Below are 18,538 nucleotides of genomic sequence, written 5' to 3' on the forward strand. Positions count from 1 at the left end.
CTTGTTACACTTGATAGATTAGAAGGCCTGTTTCTGTATCTTCTACTAGGATATTCCCTTTACCAAACTTTATCAGCAAGAGATAGGTATAGTAAAAATCACCGATACAGCCTGCTGCATGAAGACTAGCTATGATAGTGTAGACAATAGGGCTAATCTATCCCATCACTAAGGCAAATGTCAACCCCAAGGAAATAAATACAAAGGGAGCCAGACCAATAATAAGCATTTTTCCTCTGCTATATAAAGAACCTGGACTGGTTGCATAGGCCATCCCCGATTTCCATTTAAAACCGAATTTAACCTTGTTCTGTGGCATAAAGACCTTGAAGAACAGACCATGAATCAGCTCGTGAATACTCAGCAAGACCATCATAAAGAGGAACAAAAAGAGAGTTTCCCAAAGTCCGAAATAAAATTGAACTTCCTGAATACCAGTAATAGAAAAGCAGATAAAAGAAAATAAATGCAAAAACGGCAGAATCAATAGGAAAGCAAAAATATTGAGCCATACGACCATTTTTTTGTTCTCCATAATGTTGACTTCATAGATAAGTTTCATGACAATTCCTTTCTAGTTTGGAAGACCCAAACAATTGATTCAAAAGCTCGATTTAAAGCAGCTCCTTATTTCAATATCATTGTAACACTTCTTTTTCTTTTTGACAAGTATCTTTGTCAAAAAAATAATAATTTTTGTCAAAAAGTTTATGAAATTTGTCAAAATGTAGTAAATTATGGTCAAAACGACTGAGATTCTCTACAAAAAAAGAAGCAAGATTGATTACTCTCGCTTCTTTTCTCGAAAGACAGGATGACCGTGTTCCCACATGATGATTTCTAAACCAAACCACTTAGCATACTTTCTTTTGTAGGCCTGTAGCTTTTCATACATTAGAACAAATAAAAGAAGAATGACTATGAAAAATACTCCTATTATCACTTCGCCTGCATTCTCACCAATCAGCAACCTGGCCACCTCAACAACAACCATCGTGATTAGAAGAAGGCAAGGAAAACCAACAGAATGAATCATTACAAAGCCTGCATAATACAGCAGCTGGTGCTTTCTACTTCGCTGGGCGTATTTCTTTTTATAGGCTTCGTCTATTTTTCTAAAACGTGGGTAGAGAATTTCCTTGCTGCCATGTCCGATACGTCCCATTTCATCCAAGGCATAATAGCCCAACAAACGGCAAATTTCATAGTTGATAAACCGTAAACTGAGATAGGTAGGAATAATGAGAAGAAGGTTCCATATCTGATAAGATACCATAGAAAATATGAGCAATGCTGCGATAACTTGCAAAAGAAGATAAATAACTAAAATCACGTTTTTATTATACCAAAAAACTCCTTTATCCATGGGATAAAAGAGTTTTATTGTCAGATTATAAGTTTTCAGCCACGCTGTTCAGTAGGGCCTGGATAGCCGAAGCATCGCTACCACCTGCCATAGCCATGTCTGGTTTACCGCCACCGCGGCCTGCTACGATTGGGGCAAGGACTTTGATGAGGTTGCCCGCATGGACATTGGCTGACTTGCTGGCTACAAGGACATTGACCTTATCGCCAATGCTTGCTACAAGGACAAGCACATCTGAGTAGTCTTTTTGCTTCCAGTTATCAGCAAAGGTACGGAGGGCGCCTGCGTCTGATACCTGTACTTGACTTGCGATATAGCGGATACCTGAGCTTTCTTTGACATCTTTAAAGACATCTCCTGCAGCGGCTGCGGCAGCTTTCTCTTTGAGGGCTGCATTTTCTTTTTGCAGTTCACGCAACTGTTCTTGCAGGCTCGCTACTTTATTTGGTACTTCCTTGATTTGAGGTGACTTGATGGCTGCGGCTACTTGTTTCAGGGCATCTTCTTGGTCACGGTAGGCTAGGAAGGCTTCACGGCTGGTTACAGCGACGATACGGCGAGTTCCTGAACCGATTCCTTCTTCTTTCAAAATCTTGAAGATTCCAATTTCAGCTGTATTGGCAAGGTGGGTACCACCACATAGCTCAACAGAATAATCACCAATAGATACCACACGGACTTCCTTGCCGTATTTTTCGCCAAAGAGAGCCATTGCTCCCATTGCTTTTGCGGTGTCAATGTCTGTTTCTACTGTCACAACTGGAATAGCTTTCCAGATTTGCTCGTTGACTTCTTCTTCGATACGACGGAGTTCTTCTGCCGTAACCGCTTCAAAGTGAGTGAAGTCAAAGCGGAGGAAATCTTGTTCATTCAAGGAACCAGCTTGCGTTGCATGCTCACCGATAACATTGTGAAGGGCTGCGTGGAGCAAGTGAGTTGCGGTGTGATTTTTTTCAACGCCACGACGACGATTGCTGTCAATTTCAAGCGTGTACGTTTGACCAACCGCTAGATTTCCGACAACTTCTGCTGTATGAAGCGGCTGACCATTCGGCGCCTTTTGAACATCAATGACACGTGCAACCAGATTGCCAGCCGCATCCAAAATAGAGCCATGGTCAGCAACCTGTCCACCCATCTCTGCATAGAAAGGTGTCTGTTCAAAGACAAGCAGAGCTTCTCCGCTAGACAAACTATCTACGCGAGCATTGTCCGCCACCAGAACAGACAGGCTAGCTTCCAATCGTTCTGCTTCATATACGAAGACAGACTCTTCGGTAATACCTGCCAAGGTTTCGTTTTGCATGCCCATGGAGCCACCCTTGACAACAGAAGCACGCGCTCGCTCCTGCTGTTCTTTCATGGCGGCTTCAAATCCTGCGATGTCAAGGGTCATGCCACGGTGCTCTGCCAACTCCTCTGTCAATTCCACTTGGAATCCATAGGTATCATAGAGTTTGAAGATGTCGCGACCGTCGATGACATTTTTTCCTTCTGTCGCCAATTTGTCCATCAGCTGCTCTGCAAACTGTGAGCCTGTGTGGATGGTGCGAGCAAAGGACTCTTCCTCACTCTTGACAATTTTCTCGATGAAGGCCCGTTTTTCAAGGACTTCTGGGTAGTAGCTTTCCATAATATTGCCAACTGTTTCGACCAGTTTGTATAAGAATGGTTCAGTGATACCCAAGCGGTGACCGTGCATAGAAGCCCGACGGAGCAAGCGGCGGAGAACGTAGCCACGGCCCTCGTTACCTGGAAGAGCACCGTCTCCGATAGCAAATGAAAGGGCACGGATATGGTCTGCGATGACCTTGAAACTCATATTGTCGCCATCTGGATTGTAAACCTTGCCAGAAATTTTCTCTACTTCACGGATGATTGGCAAGAAAAGATCTGTTTCGAAGTTTGTCTTAGCTCCTTGGAAGATGGCTGCCAAACGTTCCAAACCAGCACCCGTATCAATGTTTTTGTTTGGTAATTCCTTGTACTCGGAACGAGGAACAGCTGGATCAGCGTTGAATTGTGAAAGCACAATGTTCCAAATCTCAATGTAGCGGTCATTTTCAATGTCTTCTTGCAAAAGACGTACCCCTAAGTTTTCAGGATCAAAACTTGGACCACGGTCAAAGAAGATTTCCGTATCTGGGCCAGAAGGGCCTGCACCGATTTCCCAGAAGTTATCCTCTAAAGGAATCAAGTGGCTTGGATCCACACCGAGTGCCACCCAGCGATTATAGGAATCAATGTCATCTGGATAGTAGGTCATGTAAAGCTTTTCCTGCGGAAAGGCAAACCACTCTGGACTTGTCAAGAGTTCAAAGCCCCACTCAATCGCTTCGTCACGGAAATAGTCACCGATAGAGAAATTACCCAACATTTCAAACATGGTATGGTGGCGGGCAGTCTTACCGACGTTTTCAATATCATTGGTCCGAATGGATTTTTGGGCGTTGGTAATCCGTGGGTTATCAGGAATAACTGAACCGTCGAAATATTTTTTGAGGGTTGCTACACCGGAGTTAATCCAGAGTAGCGTCGGATCGTTGACCGGTACAAGGTTTGCTGACGGCTCAACAGAGTGACCTTTTGATTTCCAGAAATCCAGCCACATTTGGCGGATTTGAGCGCTTGACAAGTGTTTCATAAAAATCTCCTTTATTCTTCTTTAAAATATAATGTTTAGTAGGATGAGCAGGGCAATGAGGGCAAAAAATATATTGACGGCGTAGCGGTAATCCATGGCGACTGCTACGGCTAAAATCGCTTCTTCGTACTGCTCGTTGTGGATGGTAATCTGGCGATTAGAACCCATGTTTTGAACAGTAGCAATCAGTTGATTGTCCTTGGTCATGGTGACATTGCCACTGAAAAAGTCTTGTTGAACAGCAATCTGTTCTTCAATCAAAAAACTGCTGGTTAAGGTGGTAAATTCTTGGTTGGAGGCAAAAATTTTGGTCTTTTGCTCAAACAACTGATGAGTCAGACTAGCGAATATGTCATTGGTTGAACGGTAAATCTGCTGGCTGGTACTGAAGATAGAGCCTTGAATCCGATAGGCAGGTTGAAACTGTTCATCAAAGATGATTCGACTGTCACTAAAACTCAGTTCTCTGCGTTGAAATGTATAGTGTTTCATATTCTACTCCTTCTTCTAAGATGAGGCGGCGCTAGAGGCTACTGCCGCTCTTTCTTTCACAAAATCAATGGCAATCACTAGAGAAATGGCCACATCGGCGTACACATCCTCATAGACTTCGACATTGTAAGTTGACATCAAAGCAAACCATTCCTGAGAAATACGGGCGACTTCACGGTTATCAGACAAAAGACTGAAATTCATATCCCAAAAATCACCCTGTACTTCCAAGCCCAAATCGGCTATCTTATAGCGATCCTTGAACCAGGTAAACTCTTTTTGGATGGTAAAACGACGCCCGTCCTTCATGGTGACAGTAAATCGAGGTAAAAACCAAGACCACTCCTCCTTAATGTGGCTGACAGGCTGGCCCAAGGCGTCTTTGACTTCGTACTCCTTTAACCAGCGAAGGACAGAACCTTCTACCTGATAACCCAAACTTCCCAGTTGGTCGAAAATTTCAAAGCGACCACCGAGCGACCAAAATTTTTGCTTGATGCGGAATTGTTTCATGATGCCCCCTTTCCCATCTAGCCAAAAAATGACAAGAACACTAACGAAGGGCGAAAAACCGCGGTACCACCTTCATTCAATGAACTTGTCATTCTTATTGATGTATGAAATTGTGAATCATTGAGTAGCAAGATGTTTTGCTTAGATGGCTCGCAGCAACCGCCAATTTTCTGAACTAAGGGATAAAAGATCTATTCTCAATGTTTACTCGCTGTCAGACGAGCTTGATGAACTTGTTGAACTTGATGAGCTTGATGATGTATCAGACTGAATGTATTGAGAGAGAAGGTTTTGGAAGGCTTCGTCTTTCACCTTAACATTCGCATTCTGCAGAGCTTCTGACAAAACATTGGTTACAAAGGTGCTGTCACTTTGTCTTTGTGCTACGATGATTTCTTTCAAGGTATCTTTGTACTCTTTCCAATCAGTCGCTTTTTCTGTCTTGCTGTTCAATTTAACAACATAGTAGCTGGTTTGGTAAGTCGTCATGTCTACCACGTTGACTACAGAAGCTCCTACTTGACCTGGTTCAAGGGCAAAAATAGCCGTCTGAACTTGGGTCGGAACCGTTGTAGACGTTGAGTCAAACTTAACTGTTCCGCCATCTTCTTTTGTTGCAGTATCAGTTGAGTTGTCTTTTGCCAATTGTGCAAAATCAGCACCTTCTGCTTGAGCTGCAGCAAGGACCTCTTTAGCTTTTGCTTCATCGTCCAACTTGATGATTTGCGCCGTTACCTCTGGAGTGTAGGCTTCATACGCCGCCTTATAATCTTCATCTGTGATGTCTTTTTCAGCTGCTTGTTTGAGGGCGTACTCTACCAATAGGTTGGTGCGGATTTGCTGTTTGAATGTTTCGCTGGTCAAGCCAGCAGAAGCCAGAGCAGATTCAAAGGTTTCACCGAGTTCTTTTGCTTTCTTGTCGTATTCTGCATTCACTTCTTTTTCTGTTACTTTATCACCATACTCTGCTTCAAAGACTTCCGTCACAACCATTGAGAGCAAAACTTGCTGAGCAGCAGAGTTGGTTTTTACTTTTTCATAGAATTCAGATACGGTGATGGTCTGACCCTTCATGGTAATAATATCTTTATCAGCCGTACTTGAACATGCCGCAAGCGTAGCAACCGCAAGAAGTGTCACTGCACCTGCAAGAAATTTTTTAGTTTTCATTATGAATACTTCTCCTTTTTTCGTTAACTAAGACATTATATCACAATTCCTTAAAAATTGCTTAAATTATATCGCTGTCTAATCTAAGGTTTTTCTCATTTTTTCGTAGCAATAAAAGACCGTCACTCATAGATACCAGACTGGCTGTCAAACCCGGATGGGTCAGGGTTGCGTCAAACAATCGATGCAATCCTTTATAGATGGTTCGCTGGCCTCTGCGTACTTCCTTCATATCCCGTGTCACATCTCCGCCTTGGAAAATATCATCGAGAACAATCAAGCCTCCCACTTTAACTTTTTTTAGAACTTCTGGCAAAAAGACAATATACTTGGATTTGGCCGAGTCCATAAAAACAAAATCGTAGTGGTCATCAGGAAGCTCAGGCAGAAGATCCATGGCTTCTCCTTCCAAAAGCTCAATCTGCCCTCGACTATCGTACTTGGCAAAGTTATCCTTGGCAAACCCAATCATCTCCTCATTGCGGTCAATGGTGGTTATCTGGGCCTCCGTGCTGTTTTCAGCCATCAACAAGGCAGAAAAACCAATGGCTGTACCGACTTCAAGAATGTGCTTAGGCTGCAAGGTCTGCATGAGCAGACGGAAAAAAGCTACTGTTTCATGGGGAATGATGGGGATATTTTCCCTACGGGCAAACTCTTCTAGTTCTTTCAGATACCCCGTATTTTGCGCCTGTCTTGTCCGCATAAACTCCACAACTTCTTCCTTCACAACAGGTCGGCGCATATTGTGGTTTGCGTTTTTACTATAAGATTCAACCATACCCAACATTATACCATATCACGGCTGAGATTGTCAGGGCTTAAAGCCAGAAAAAACAGGCAGGGAATCATTCCCTACCTGCATATCAAGAAATTTCTTTGGCAGCTGTCACCTGAAAACCATTTTTCTCAGCCAAGGCTTGAACCCTCTGATAAGCCAGCGCTTGGAGAAAGACCAAACTGTTTTTCCCTGTTGCGTTTTGAAGCAGAAGCAAATGAAAGCCTTCATCTGCTAATTTTTCTTCCACCACAGTCGCCCAAGCAGCCAATCCTGCTGCTGGCTCAAGGCCTTCCCTATCCAATTTCAGAGAAACTCCAGCCTTACGAACAGGGGCCAGCCGGTCAAAACGAGTCATAAAGTCATCTAATCCTATCTTCTGATGGCAAACCATGGCATAGCCATAGGCTTCTAATAGATAGCTCAGAATCAACCAGAGATTATCCTTTTCGGACTCTCCGATATCATCCAGAAAATTGTCAAAGGCTTCCGCTGAAAGAACACGCTCCAACTGATCAAGAATTTGTTCTGGATCAGCAGCAAAAACAACTTCCTTGAGATGGGAATAAATCTCTTGATTACTGGCTGAGAGTATGTCTGCTAATTCAAAAATATCCTGTAAATTATCTTCTGTAATCATACCTTTCTCCCGGTATTATTTTGGAAATCTCCAGATGATATGAGGGGCGACACTGCTCGCATATTCATAAATATCATTAAAATCTGCACCCGCAAGCCCATTTAAGCGAAGACAGGCCAGTTGAACATCCCCTTTTCCCATAAACCGTACTTCCCGCCTTGGCAAATACTGATAGACGCTGTAAGTTGCCTCTATGACATAGTGTACTTGCGTCACTTCATCCCAGCTGAAAGAACGACTAGAGCCAAACAGACTTTCTCTAAGAACCACTCCCTCAGGACTTACAACCAGCGCCGGAGGTTGGCGCTTGATTAGAAATGCAACTAAAAATGCTACGGCCGCTAGTAGCGAGCACAAGAGCGCCATTATAGGCTGATTAGCCTGACCAGAGGGTTTGGTCATCAGACCGATAGCGAACAAACTAGCAACTCCTCCAATCATCAGTGGAAGAAAGAAAGAACGGTTATAGGTTTTCATCTTACAAATGCACACCTTTCTCAACAAGAGCTTCCAACTCTGTCAAGCGGGCTTCAAAGACCTTGAAGGCATCATTGAGATAGTCTTCCTTGGTCATGTCTACGCCTGCTTTTTTCATAACTTCAAGCGGATAATCAGAGCTTCCTGCCTTGAGGTAATCTAGGTAGTTTTCCTTGTCTTCTGGACTACCATTGACAATCTTGTCTGAAAGAGCTGACGCTGCCGCAAAGCCAGTTGAATATTGGTAAACGTAGAAATTGTAGTAGAAATGTGGAATCCGCGCCCACTCGTACTGGATTTCAGGATTGTCTTCCGCAGAAAGTCCATAATATTTTTGGTTGAGTTCTGCATAGAGCTGACTGAGGAAATCTGCTGTCAAAACTTGACCTTCTTGATCGGCCGTATAAATTGCTTGCTCAAACTCTGCAAACTGGGTTTGACGGAAGACTGTCCCTCTGAAACCATCTAGGTAGTGGTTGAGAATAGCAAAGCGTGTCTTATCATCTTCTACTTCTGACAAGAGTTTCTCTGTCAGGAGGTTTTCATTGGTTGTAGAAGCAATCTCTGCCAAGAAAATAGAGTAGTGACCATAGACATAAGGCTGGTTCTGACGGGTAAACATAGAGTGGAGGGAATGACCTGTTTCATGAATAAGGGTATAGAGATTGTCCAAGGTGTCCTGCCAGTTGAGAAGCATAAAAGCGTTGGTGTCATAGGCACCTCCAGAATAAGCTCCCGAGCGTTTGCCTTCGTTTTCATGGACATCAATCCAGCGGTTTTCAAAAGCTTCCTTAACAATCGCTGTGTACTCATCACCAAAAATGGTCAGGGTATCCGCAGCCTTGGCTAAAGCGTCTTCGTAGCTAAACTTGTAATCCGTATCAGACAGCGGTGTATACATATCGTACATCTTGAGTTCATCAATTCCCAAGAGTTTCTTACGCAGATTGATATAGCGGTGCAAGAGCGGAAGATGCTTGTTAACTGCTGAAACTAGTGTTTCGTAAACAGTTTCTGGAATGAAGTTGGCAGAAAGAGCTGCGTGGCGAGCTGAATCGTACTTGCGCAAACGAGCTTTTAGGTTATTGACTTTGACATTAGACTGCAAGGTCTTGGCATAGGTATGCTGGAACTGCTGGTAGGTGCCATACATTGCCTCATATGCTTCCTGACGAACTTCACGGTTCTTAGATTCCATAAAGGAGATGTAGTTCCCATGCGTGAGCGGTACTAGTTTGCCATCTTCATCTGCTATTTCTGGGAAGCGCAGGCTGGCATTGTCTAAGATGGAGAAGGTTTCAGACGGCGCTTCAAAAATCTCACTCGTTGCAGCAAGCACTTCTTCCACTTCCTGAGATAGGACATGAGCTTTGGCTGCCAATAGTTTTTCAAGCTGGTGACTATACTGGCAAAGTGCTGGTTCTTCTTCCTTGAAGACAGCTAACTGCTCTTCGGTAATCTTCAAAAATTCCGGCTCATAGAAGGCAAAGACCTGCTGGAAGGCAGAATAGAGCCCGATAGCCTTAGCTTGAAACTCCTGATACAGCCCTTCACGTGTATCTTGGTCGTTTTTCATGGAAGCATACACATAGAGCTTCTCAACCCGACGCATCAAGTCGAGCTGGGTTTCGCTGATGTCCAATAAGGTCTTAGCTGAATCAAGCAAATGCCCTGCAAAGGCCTTAGCTTTCTCCGTTTCCGCCTGCAAATCAGCAAGCTCTGCTTCCCAAGCCTCATCTGTTGGGAAAATAGTGGTCAAATCCCACTGGTATTTTTCTTCAATTTCATGACGTTGTTTAGACATAATAAAAATCCTCCGTACTCATTATTTTAACATAAAAACTTTCTGTCTTCCATTGAAAAGTGAGGGATTTCATTTCCGATTGAGATAGACACTGGGAGGTACAAGCACTTGTTGATCTTTGTTTTTTTGTTGCTGGTAAAAGTCTTCAAAGGCCTGATAAACCGGAGCCAAGTCCTGATGGATCTGGGCAAAGCCATGTTCGGATTGGGGCAGACGAATCTGGGGATAAAAATCTGTCACTGATTTACTCAGAAGATTTTCCCCTTGCGCATAAGCCACCGCCTGCAACTGCATCCAATAAGGGTTACGGTATTTGAGCTGCCGCGCAATATAGGAAGCAATAGTCCTATCCTGTCGCCCTTCAAAACTAGCAGGCCTTTGTTGGGCGTAGGGCGAGCGCAAAATCGTCAACAGCCTACCTTGATGAAAAGGAAAACGCTTGGTCACATACTGAAGCCTGCCACGCAGGTCTTGATGGATGAGATAATGTAGCCGCAACTCGTTCTTTTTGTCATCTAGTTCCCAAAGATAAAAGCCCATATTATAGCTAAATGAAAGAAATTGCTCCTGTAGCTTGGTCAACCGCTTGCCTAACCAAAGTTCCTTACCGAGAAGCCAGAGAACTTGAACCCCCGCCTCTTGATAGGATTTCGTTCGTGCCTGCAAACGTGAAATGGACAGACTAGAACACTGAACTTCCAATGCCAAACGATGATTGACCAGCAAATCGGCAACCTGCCCCAAGTCCGGCAAGCACTTTTCAAGCTCAACCTCATCGTGAGCGTTCAGCCAGCTATACAAGCTAGATTTGAGCATCAGGTGCTGGTCCGACTCATTCTCAGAATAATAGGCACAATCTTTCAGACTGATGTGGGCAAAATGCGGCCGCATAATCTTTCTCTTTTTCAAACGCACCGCACCGCCGCAACCCGGACAGCAAAAAGAGCCCTGTGGCGCAGTATTTTCCAAAAGATTGATAATCTGTTTTTTCTCATTCATAGCTACTAGCATGGTTGCTCCTTGACCGAATTTCTTCCCTATGGTAAAATTGTATTTAAAAATTAATTAAGGAGATTCATTATGTATACACCAAAAAGCAAAGTTCCTTTAATCCTCGGGATTCTGTCCATTGTTTTAGGACTTATAAGCCCTATTGTCGGTATTATCATTGGTATTGTTACTTTGGTTCTTGTTCAACAAAATGAGAAATCAACTGAGCATATTTTCAAGACTGAAAAAATCTTAGGTATTGTCGGTATCGTTGTTTCAGTCCTTAACTGGATTGCAGGTATCTTTCTTTACTTTTCATAATGAGGGCAATGGATGTAACGTGGTTGCATCCATTCTGATTTTTTGTCACAATTCTCCTCTATCTATCCGTTCGGAATTTGTGATAGAATAGTGGAAAGGAGATGCCAAACGGGAAAAAGACGGTTTTGTTTTGCAGTCCTTTGAAGCAGGTTTTGCGGAGAAATATTATGAGGACTGTTTTACCAAGCCTTCCGCTGAAATTGATCGCCTGACGGGGAGTTCGGGAACTTATAAAAAAGAAGAGGTTGTCAGCTACTACAACCGGATTGTCACTGACCCTGACCGCTTTGACTTTATATTGATTGCACCTGACGGAACCTTTATCGGCGAATCGGTCATCAATGAACTAGATAGGGAAAACAGCACTGCCAACTTCCGTATCGTCATCTTTGATGAGAGTTACTTTGGCCTAGGATTGGATTCTTGGGTAGTTGAGAAAACCAGGTACTTTGCTTTTGAGCAGGTTGGCCTACACCGCTTGGAACTGGAAGTTTTTTCCTTCAATCCACGCGCCAAACGTGCCTATGAAAAAGCAGGCTTCCGCTTATAAGGCATCAAGCGCGACAGCCAAAAGACAGCGGACGGCTACGCAGATACCCTTATCATGGCTATACTAGAAGATGAATGGAAAGCACTCAAAAAACCAGCTGATTAGGCTGGTTTTTGTTGTTCTATTACCCAATCTGACTGCCATTTGGCACAGACGGATCTACGGTTAATAATGTCAAATTGCCCTCGTATTCTGCGGAGAGAATCATGCCCTGACTGAGCAAGCCCATCATCTTGCGCGGTTTGAGGTTGGCGACGATTTGGACTTTCTTTCCGACCAATTCCTGCTCATTTGGATAGAATTGGGCGATACCAGAGAGGATTTGGCGGTCTTCTCCATCACCAGCATCCAGACGGAACTGGAGCAACTTGTCAGAGCCCTCCACCTTTTTGACTTCCTTGACTTCCGCCACGCGGATTTCTACAGCGTCAAAGGCCTCAAACTTGATGGCTGCCTTTTCATTTTTGAGCTCGACATCAGCTGGGTTCCACTCTTTTTCTTCCTCTTGGGAAAGGGCAGAGCCGACACCCATTTGGGCCTGAATATAGGCGATTTCTTCCTCCATATCCAGACGAGGGAAGATAGGGGTTCCTTTGGCCACAACGGTCAAACCAGCTGGCAAGCCAGCAAAGTCCAAGCCTTCCAGAGTGGCTACCTTGTCCATGCCCAGCTGCTCCATGATGGCATCCGAAGTGGTCATCATAAATGGCTGGATCAGGTGAGCTATCACCCGCAGACCTGCTGCCAAGTGAGCCATGACCGCCGCCAACTGGTCACGGTCCGCTTCTTCTTTGGCCAAAATCCACGGTGCGGTTTCGTCGATGTACTTGTTGGTACGGGAAATGATATTCCAGACAGCTTCCAGAGCCCGAGGATAATCCACCGCATCCATCTGCTTCTTGTACTCAGCGATATTTTCAGCTGCTACTGCTGCCAAATCCGCATCAAAGTCGGTCGCTTGAGCAAGGCTTGGTACTTGACCGCCAAAATACTTGTTAATCATGGCAACGGTCCGGTTGAGGAGGTTTCCAAGGTCATTGGCCAGCTCATAGTTGATACGACCCACATAGTCTTCTGGGGTGAAGGTCCCATCAGAACCGACTGGCAGACTACGCATGAGGTAATAGCGAAGCGGATCCAAACCGAAGCGCTCCACCAGCATTTCTGGATAGACCACATTGCCCTTGGACTTGGACATCTTGCCGTCCTTCATGACAAACCAGCCGTGGGCCACCAAGCGATCTGGCAACTTCATATCCAGCATCATGAGCATGATGGGCCAGTAGATGGAGTGGAAACGCAGAATGTCCTTGCCCACCATGTGGAAGACTGTCCCATTCCAGAATGTGTCATAGTTGGCGTGGTCTTCTTGACCGTAACCAAGGGCCGTCGCATAGTTGAGCAGGGCGTCAATCCAAACATAGATGACATGTTTGGGATCAGATGGCACTGGCACTCCCCAAGTAAAGGAGGTACGCGATACTGCCAAATCCTCCAATCCTGGCTCGATGAAGTTCTTCATGATTTCATTCATACGGCCATCTGGCTGGATAAAGTCAGGATGCGCCTTGAAAAACTCGACCAATTTATCCTGGTATTTGCTAAGGCGAAGGAAGTAGGATTCTTCTGAAACCCAGGCTACTTCATGGCCAGATGGGGCAATGCCTCCAATGACCTTGCCAGATTCGTCACGGAAGACCTCTTCAAGCTGGCTTTCTGTGAAAAATTCCTCATCCGAAACCGAGTACCAACCGGCATACTCACCCAGATAAATATCATCCTGCGCCAGCAATTTTTCAAAAACATCTGCCACTGCTTTTTCGTGGTAATCATCTGTCGTGCGGATAAACTTGTCGTAAGAAATGTCCAGCAGCTGCCAGAGTTCCTTCACTCCAACCGCCATCCCGTCAACGTAGGCTTGCGGTGTCAGACCAGCTTCTTTTGCCTTTGTCTCAATCTTTTGACCATGCTCATCCAGACCTGTCAGATAATAGACATCATGACCCATGAGACGCTTGTAACGGGCCAAGACATCGCAGGCAATGGTCGTATAGGCAGACCCGATATGAAGCTTGCCAGATGGGTAGTAAATCGGCGTTGTAATGTAAAAAGGTTGTTTCTTTGTCATTCTATTTCCTTTCCGCGCTAATGGAACGCGTTTTTGATAACAGTTTATTATACCAAAAAAACATGCTGGGCGCATGTTTTTTGGGTTAATTATTTGTGCCAGGATGTTATCTGCCATTCCTTGGTATAAAGATCATATTTGAACATGTTGTAGTGAGTTTTCTAGTCAGATTGTTCTTGAACTTTCCTCCATTTTCGGATAAATAGTCCTACTATCAAATAAAGAATATTTGGAACAAGCCCTACTGAAAGCGAAAAGAGGGTAGCCTGCTCTTTTTCTACAACCACTATTCCTAATAAAAGCAAGGGATTTATGACAGCATCTTCCATAGTATGCATAATGACTAATGGCCATACGGATTTCGTCATTCTAAAAATTTCCGTATACATGACAGTCCAACATGTAACGGTTAATAGTCCAACTAAGAAAAAGGTCAGTCTTCCAACAGGCAAAGTATTATGGATTTCACTTTCAGATAGAAATATCATAATATAAGGCAAGTGCCAAAACCACCATATAAAACTTACAAGTAAATATAATGTCAAATCAGACAATTTTAATTTTAAAAGTTGATTTGTAAGGTAGGCTCTCCAGACTGATTCCTCAAATATATTTTTTACAAATTGATAGATAACCTGTGTAAACAAGATGCCAAGATATGCTGTCATGCCGATGTTTACATTGGCGAAGCGGATGCTCTGTGTGAATACCCCTAATACTATAACAAGGAGAGTAATTGATGGGTATATCAAAAAACTCAGCAAGTATAATTTTTTATTGTGTTTAAAGTTAAGAGAAAATCCTGCATGCTGCCAACCATCGCCTCCAAAAGTTCGAAGAAAGATGGTGCATATTAAGGGAGAAACTAACCATATCAGCATTCCAAGGGAACCATTACCTGTTGCTGTTCCCATATTCTCATAGTTAGCCTGACCAGTAAATTGATCAACAAGATAACCTATCCATCCACAAATGATGCTAATGACAGCAAAGATGATAATGTTTCGTTTGATCTTAGATGTTTGGTTCATATTAGAATCTCCTTTCACTTAAAACGCCATATTTCTTAACCTGTCATATACTAGTATGATTTTGAACCAGCAGCAATCACGCGGAAAATCATGGGGTAGGGATGTTTGCTGAACTGATTGATTGTTCCTGTTACAAAGATATCCTTCTCTGGACAATAAAAAGCAAAACTCCCTGTTATGCCACTGTGTCCACGAATCTCTCGGACCCCTGCAAAAAAGACCGACAGGATAGGGCTCACGGTTAGCTGCATCATGCCGCTGCCGTATCTGAGCGGATGAAACTGAATGGGGCGAAAGGTTGGATTGCTGATATGTGTCGGTGAAAAGAGTTCTCCACCGAAAAAGGCCCTGATAAAGCGCATCAGTTCTCTGTTGCTGGTCACAATACCACCTTGATAAAACTGGCTAGCTAAATACTGCTGGCACTTTACAATATCTTGCCCCTTATAGATTGGAGCAAGGGATTCGTAGCCAGTCGCCCAATGAGTTTGTTGGAGGTTTAAGGGCTGGCAGACAGCATCATCTAATAATGACTCTGGGGACTTGCCAGTCACCGCTTCTGCTATTTTCCCCAAAAGCATAGCATTGACATCAGCATAGTAGGCCCTCTTTCCACCGAGGCTGGATTTGGAAGATAAAGTTGATAAGATACCAAGCGCCTCATCCCATTCCACACGCCGATCTTCCTCCAAAATACTATCCATCAAGATTTTACCGTTAGTCTGGCGATCTGTTTCGTAATTTGGAAAGCCCGAAGTTTGATCGATCAGATGTCTAACTGTGACCAATTCGGCATGAGGCAGACGATCTGTCAAGTCCTTGGGAAGAACTTCAGTCAATTGCGTGCTGTAGGTCAGCTTTCCTTGATCCAGCAATTGAAAGACAATGGTGTCGGTATAGAGTTTTGAAATACTGGCAATGGAAATGGGCGTATCGATGTTCAGGTCGCCTTTATTTTCCACTAGAAACTGACGATTACCTTGATAGGCCAGCAGTGTTGCATGATGGATGCTTTTATCCTTTAAAAAAGCTGTCATCAGAAGAACCTCCAATCTTTTCATTTATTCATTTTCAAGTGTTTTTCCTTGAAATTCTTAAACCAAGCAAGATTAAAAGTAGCAAGATCGATTCCGTACTCTAGGGTTGCAAGACTGAATTGACTATAGTCATCCACAACCTGTACAATATCTGAAGTGTTCTTTATTTCACAAATACCATTCAGATAGACAGTGTCCTCCCTGAAATAATCTATCGCCTCTGATTTTTGAAGTTCAGGCATTAGGCTTTCTTTCATTTCTTGCAAAGTCACATAGTCTTCCTGCAAAGACGCAATCAACTTGTCAATCAGGTATATCCGCTCCTCTTGTGATACCAGCCCCATAAACAAAAATTTTCCAAGATCCATATTTTTGGTTTTGCCCATGTCGATGGGGACTTTTATCCATTGAATCAGGCTTTGACGACCTTCCTTAGTAATGGCATAGCGTTTTTTGAACCTGCCGTTTTCAGTAACCTCATCATAAGTCACATAGCCGGATTGCAGCAGTTTTTTGAGAGCAGCTTGAATGCTTCCCAGACTGTCGCTGCACATAGATTGAAAATGTTCTCCAATGACACTCCTCAGCTCATAGGCCGTCATTCTTCTCATCATAAGAATGCCTAAAATAATGTTATTCATTCTTCTTCCTCCTCTTTATATACCTAATAGTAACATAACTTTTCGATATAATCAAGCAATATAAGAAGTCACAACAAGCAAAAAACATGCTGAGCGCATGTTTTTTGGTATTCGGCTCTCAATGGAAGTTTCAAGTATCATGATAGGCCCCTAAACACCTCAACTTGAATTCGACTGCTGTCTATTCCCTTGGCTGAAAGAAAGACTTTCAAGCCTTCCACATCATCGGGCTGTCCGGCCAGGAGGTAAGTGGCTTGAGTCCCATAATGGTCAATAGCTTGCGCTAACTGTTCTTGGCTTTGGGAAAAGCTGGCGCTAGTTTGGTAAGTCAGCAGTTCTTGGTTAGCAACCAGCTCTGCCAGTTCCCCATCAAAAACCAGCACTCCTTTATCTAGGTGACTGAGGACAAGCTCGCGCTTACCAGCCCATTCTGTGATTATGGGGCGTATAGCAGCGATGCCAACATCAGAGGAAAAGCAGACCAGCGGACTAGCATCCTCTTTCACTTTTAAGGTTGAGGACAGCCAGCTCATCTGGATTTTCTCCCCCTTATGCAAAGAAGTCAGGGCTTTCTTGAAAGCACTGCCGCTAGTGTGAGTAAGAATCAACATTTCATTCTCATCAGGCGTTGAGGCGATGGTCAGCCAGCGGCTCTCCTTGCTGTCAGGCAAGGTAAACTTGGCATAGGAACCTGGATCCCAGACCAGATTTCCAGGTTTTGTCAGGTGAATGAGAAAAAGGTCGTCAATCAGATTCTCAATGGATTTGACCGACAAATCAAGGCTTCGGTCAAGATAGGCATAGACTCCCCAGCAGGCAAAAAGCCCCACTGCAAGAATGGATAGGATAAGGATGAGCATAACTGTCTCCTTTCGTCATTCTAGCGCCAAAACTTTAGGCTCAGCCAGAGCGCAAGCCCAAGGACTGGCACAAAGCCAATCAGCTTGATAATCAGGTCCGTATCAGGTAGGCTGTAAATATAGAGCATGGTCGCCACCACTGCCAGCCAAATTCCTACAATCTGCAGGATAGCTGGCAATCCAGTCATCATACAAAGTCCCATGGCCACTAAGAGCAAGCCTCCAGTCGCAAATGTCATAAAATCAGGGCTCATCAAATGAACAGGATGTAAGTTCATGCCCCAAATCACCACCAATATTCCTGTAACTGCAAGCGCCATTCCGGCAATCGTAAATCCACTCATGTGATTTCCTTTCTGTGTGTTCATGATGTTCCTCCTTTTTTTGTTGGTGAATGAATATTGTCCAACATTCATTCATTTGTCCTTAAAAAATAAAGAATAAAGCTTCTTTATTTAAAAATTCCTTTGACAAAGTTGGTCGCCAGAGTCTCAATGGTCTGGCCAATGGCCGGAAAATCATTTTCCGTGATGCGCATATCCATGTAATAGAATAGTTGGTAAACCTGCAGGATTTCCTGGATTTTTTCTTGGGAAAAGCCTTCAGCCAGCATACGCTCTGTAAAATGCTGGATCAAAAACTGATGAAAGGTGTTCTCCTTCTTGCCGTTTTCGGAGGCATAATAGGTACGTAGATAGCCCGAGATGGATGGGTTGTACCATTCCGACAGGATTTTATTGGGGGAAATCAGCCTCCTAGACCAGGCAAAGAGCTGCGTCACTAGGTCAACGGCTTCCCCCTGCCAATCGATCTCCTCCATCATCTTCTGGCGAGTCCGCTTGTTCTCCTCTATGTAAACATCCAGAAAAATGGCTTCCTTGGAATCATAGTAGTTATAAAAAGAACCAACGGCCACCTTGGCCTGCCGAGCAATTTCAGAAATCCCTGTTGCCTTGTAACCCTTTTGACCAAAAATATCCAGGGCTGCGGCTTTGAGAGCTGCTTTCTTATCTTCTGTCATTGGATTCTCTTTTCTTTTTGATGGTGAATGAACATAGTATTTTATTCATTCATATTGTAGCGCTTTTGAAATCCG

General features: G+C 43.8%; 19 protein-coding genes and 1 pseudogene. 2 read left to right on the forward strand and 18 right to left on the reverse strand.

The features are described 5' to 3' along the window. Window positions 1–4 precede the first annotated feature (4 nt). The 11 genes and pseudogenes from INT76_RS02745 to INT76_RS02795 all read right to left on the reverse strand — a co-directional run bounded on the left by INT76_RS02745 (window position 5) and on the right by INT76_RS02795 (window position 10,895). Window positions 5–562: pseudogene (locus tag INT76_RS02745) on the reverse strand (DUF3267 domain-containing protein). Window positions 563–784: 222 nt separating this feature from the next. Next, window positions 785–1,333, reverse strand: a complete 549-nt coding sequence (locus INT76_RS02750) for a hypothetical protein (RefSeq protein WP_212571938.1) — start codon at window positions 1,331–1,333, stop codon at window positions 785–787. Between the two features lie 58 nt (window positions 1,334–1,391). Continuing rightward, window positions 1,392–4,010 (reverse strand): alanine--tRNA ligase, encoded by a 2,619-nt coding sequence (gene alaS / locus INT76_RS02755; RefSeq protein ID WP_212571940.1) that lies wholly within the window; start codon window positions 4,008–4,010, stop codon window positions 1,392–1,394. Window positions 4,011–4,031: 21 nt separating this feature from the next. Continuing rightward, the gene (locus INT76_RS02760; protein WP_212571942.1) at window positions 4,032–4,502 is read right to left on the reverse strand and encodes an LURP-one-related family protein; all 471 of its coding nucleotides are present in this window, start codon (window positions 4,500–4,502) and stop codon (window positions 4,032–4,034) included. 15 nt (window positions 4,503–4,517) lie between these two features. Beyond that, the gene (locus INT76_RS02765) at window positions 4,518–5,015 is read right to left on the reverse strand and encodes an LURP-one-related/scramblase family protein (protein WP_212571944.1); all 498 of its coding nucleotides are present in this window, start codon (window positions 5,013–5,015) and stop codon (window positions 4,518–4,520) included. Between the two features lie 204 nt (window positions 5,016–5,219). Continuing rightward, window positions 5,220–6,185, reverse strand: a complete 966-nt coding sequence (prsA, locus tag INT76_RS02770) for a peptidylprolyl isomerase PrsA (RefSeq protein ID WP_212571950.1) — start codon at window positions 6,183–6,185, stop codon at window positions 5,220–5,222. Window positions 6,186–6,246: 61 nt separating this feature from the next. Further along, window positions 6,247–6,966 (reverse strand): O-methyltransferase, encoded by a 720-nt coding sequence (locus tag INT76_RS02775; RefSeq protein ID WP_212571952.1) that lies wholly within the window; start codon window positions 6,964–6,966, stop codon window positions 6,247–6,249. An 85-nt stretch (window positions 6,967–7,051) separates the two neighbouring features. Next, a complete protein-coding gene (locus INT76_RS02780; protein ID WP_212571954.1) occupies window positions 7,052–7,603 on the reverse strand; it encodes a DUF6630 family protein in 552 nt (183 codons plus the stop codon). A gap of 15 nt (window positions 7,604–7,618) precedes the next feature. Continuing rightward, on the reverse strand, window positions 7,619–8,080 hold the full coding sequence (locus INT76_RS02785; RefSeq protein WP_212571956.1) for a hypothetical protein: 462 nt from the start codon (window positions 8,078–8,080) through the stop codon (window positions 7,619–7,621). Between the two features lies 1 nt (window position 8,081). Further along, window positions 8,082–9,884, reverse strand: coding sequence for an oligoendopeptidase F (pepF, locus tag INT76_RS02790; RefSeq protein ID WP_212571957.1), 1,803 nt, complete (start codon window positions 9,882–9,884; stop codon window positions 8,082–8,084). A gap of 69 nt (window positions 9,885–9,953) precedes the next feature. Continuing rightward, window positions 9,954–10,895 carry a competence protein CoiA gene (locus INT76_RS02795; protein ID WP_212571959.1) on the reverse strand — a complete coding sequence of 314 codons (942 nt, stop codon included), beginning with the start codon at window positions 10,893–10,895 and terminating at the stop codon, window positions 9,954–9,956. A 69-nt stretch (window positions 10,896–10,964) separates the two neighbouring features. On the opposite strand from INT76_RS02795, the gene INT76_RS02800 reads away from it, so the two are divergent. Together INT76_RS02800 and INT76_RS02805 are read left to right on the forward strand one after the other, a co-directional pair. Next, window positions 10,965–11,195, forward strand: coding sequence for a DUF4190 domain-containing protein (locus INT76_RS02800; protein ID WP_212571961.1), 231 nt, complete (start codon window positions 10,965–10,967; stop codon window positions 11,193–11,195). A 130-nt stretch (window positions 11,196–11,325) separates the two neighbouring features. Beyond that, window positions 11,326–11,745, forward strand: a complete 420-nt coding sequence (locus INT76_RS02805) for a GNAT family N-acetyltransferase (RefSeq protein ID WP_212571963.1) — start codon at window positions 11,326–11,328, stop codon at window positions 11,743–11,745. 124 nt (window positions 11,746–11,869) lie between these two features. Here INT76_RS02805 and metG read toward each other — a convergent pair whose 3' ends face one another. The 7 genes from metG to INT76_RS02840 all read right to left on the reverse strand — a co-directional run bounded on the left by metG (window position 11,870) and on the right by INT76_RS02840 (window position 18,463). Next, window positions 11,870–13,873 carry a methionine--tRNA ligase gene (gene metG / locus INT76_RS02810; protein ID WP_212571965.1) on the reverse strand — a complete coding sequence of 668 codons (2,004 nt, stop codon included), beginning with the start codon at window positions 13,871–13,873 and terminating at the stop codon, window positions 11,870–11,872. A 161-nt stretch (window positions 13,874–14,034) separates the two neighbouring features. Continuing rightward, a complete protein-coding gene (locus tag INT76_RS02815; protein ID WP_212571967.1) occupies window positions 14,035–14,904 on the reverse strand; it encodes a CPBP family intramembrane glutamic endopeptidase in 870 nt (289 codons plus the stop codon). A 50-nt stretch (window positions 14,905–14,954) separates the two neighbouring features. Further along, window positions 14,955–15,941, reverse strand: coding sequence for a serine hydrolase domain-containing protein (locus INT76_RS02820; RefSeq protein WP_212571969.1), 987 nt, complete (start codon window positions 15,939–15,941; stop codon window positions 14,955–14,957). Window positions 15,942–15,961: 20 nt separating this feature from the next. Continuing rightward, complete coding sequence (locus INT76_RS02825) at window positions 15,962–16,582, reverse strand: PadR family transcriptional regulator (protein WP_212571971.1); 621 nt, start codon at window positions 16,580–16,582, stop codon at window positions 15,962–15,964. A gap of 137 nt (window positions 16,583–16,719) precedes the next feature. Beyond that, complete coding sequence (locus INT76_RS02830; RefSeq protein WP_212571973.1) at window positions 16,720–17,442, reverse strand: ferredoxin reductase domain-containing protein; 723 nt, start codon at window positions 17,440–17,442, stop codon at window positions 16,720–16,722. A 20-nt stretch (window positions 17,443–17,462) separates the two neighbouring features. After that, window positions 17,463–17,786: a hypothetical protein gene (locus INT76_RS02835; RefSeq protein ID WP_212573000.1), complete on the reverse strand. Its 324-nt coding sequence runs from the start codon at window positions 17,784–17,786 to the stop codon at window positions 17,463–17,465. A 107-nt stretch (window positions 17,787–17,893) separates the two neighbouring features. Further along, window positions 17,894–18,463 (reverse strand): TetR/AcrR family transcriptional regulator, encoded by a 570-nt coding sequence (locus INT76_RS02840; protein ID WP_212571975.1) that lies wholly within the window; start codon window positions 18,461–18,463, stop codon window positions 17,894–17,896. Between the last annotated feature and the right edge of the window lie 75 nt (window positions 18,464–18,538).

Source organism: Streptococcus oriscaviae, from assembly GCF_018137985.1.
GTDB classification, from domain to species: Bacteria; Bacillota; Bacilli; order Lactobacillales; family Streptococcaceae; genus Streptococcus; species Streptococcus oriscaviae.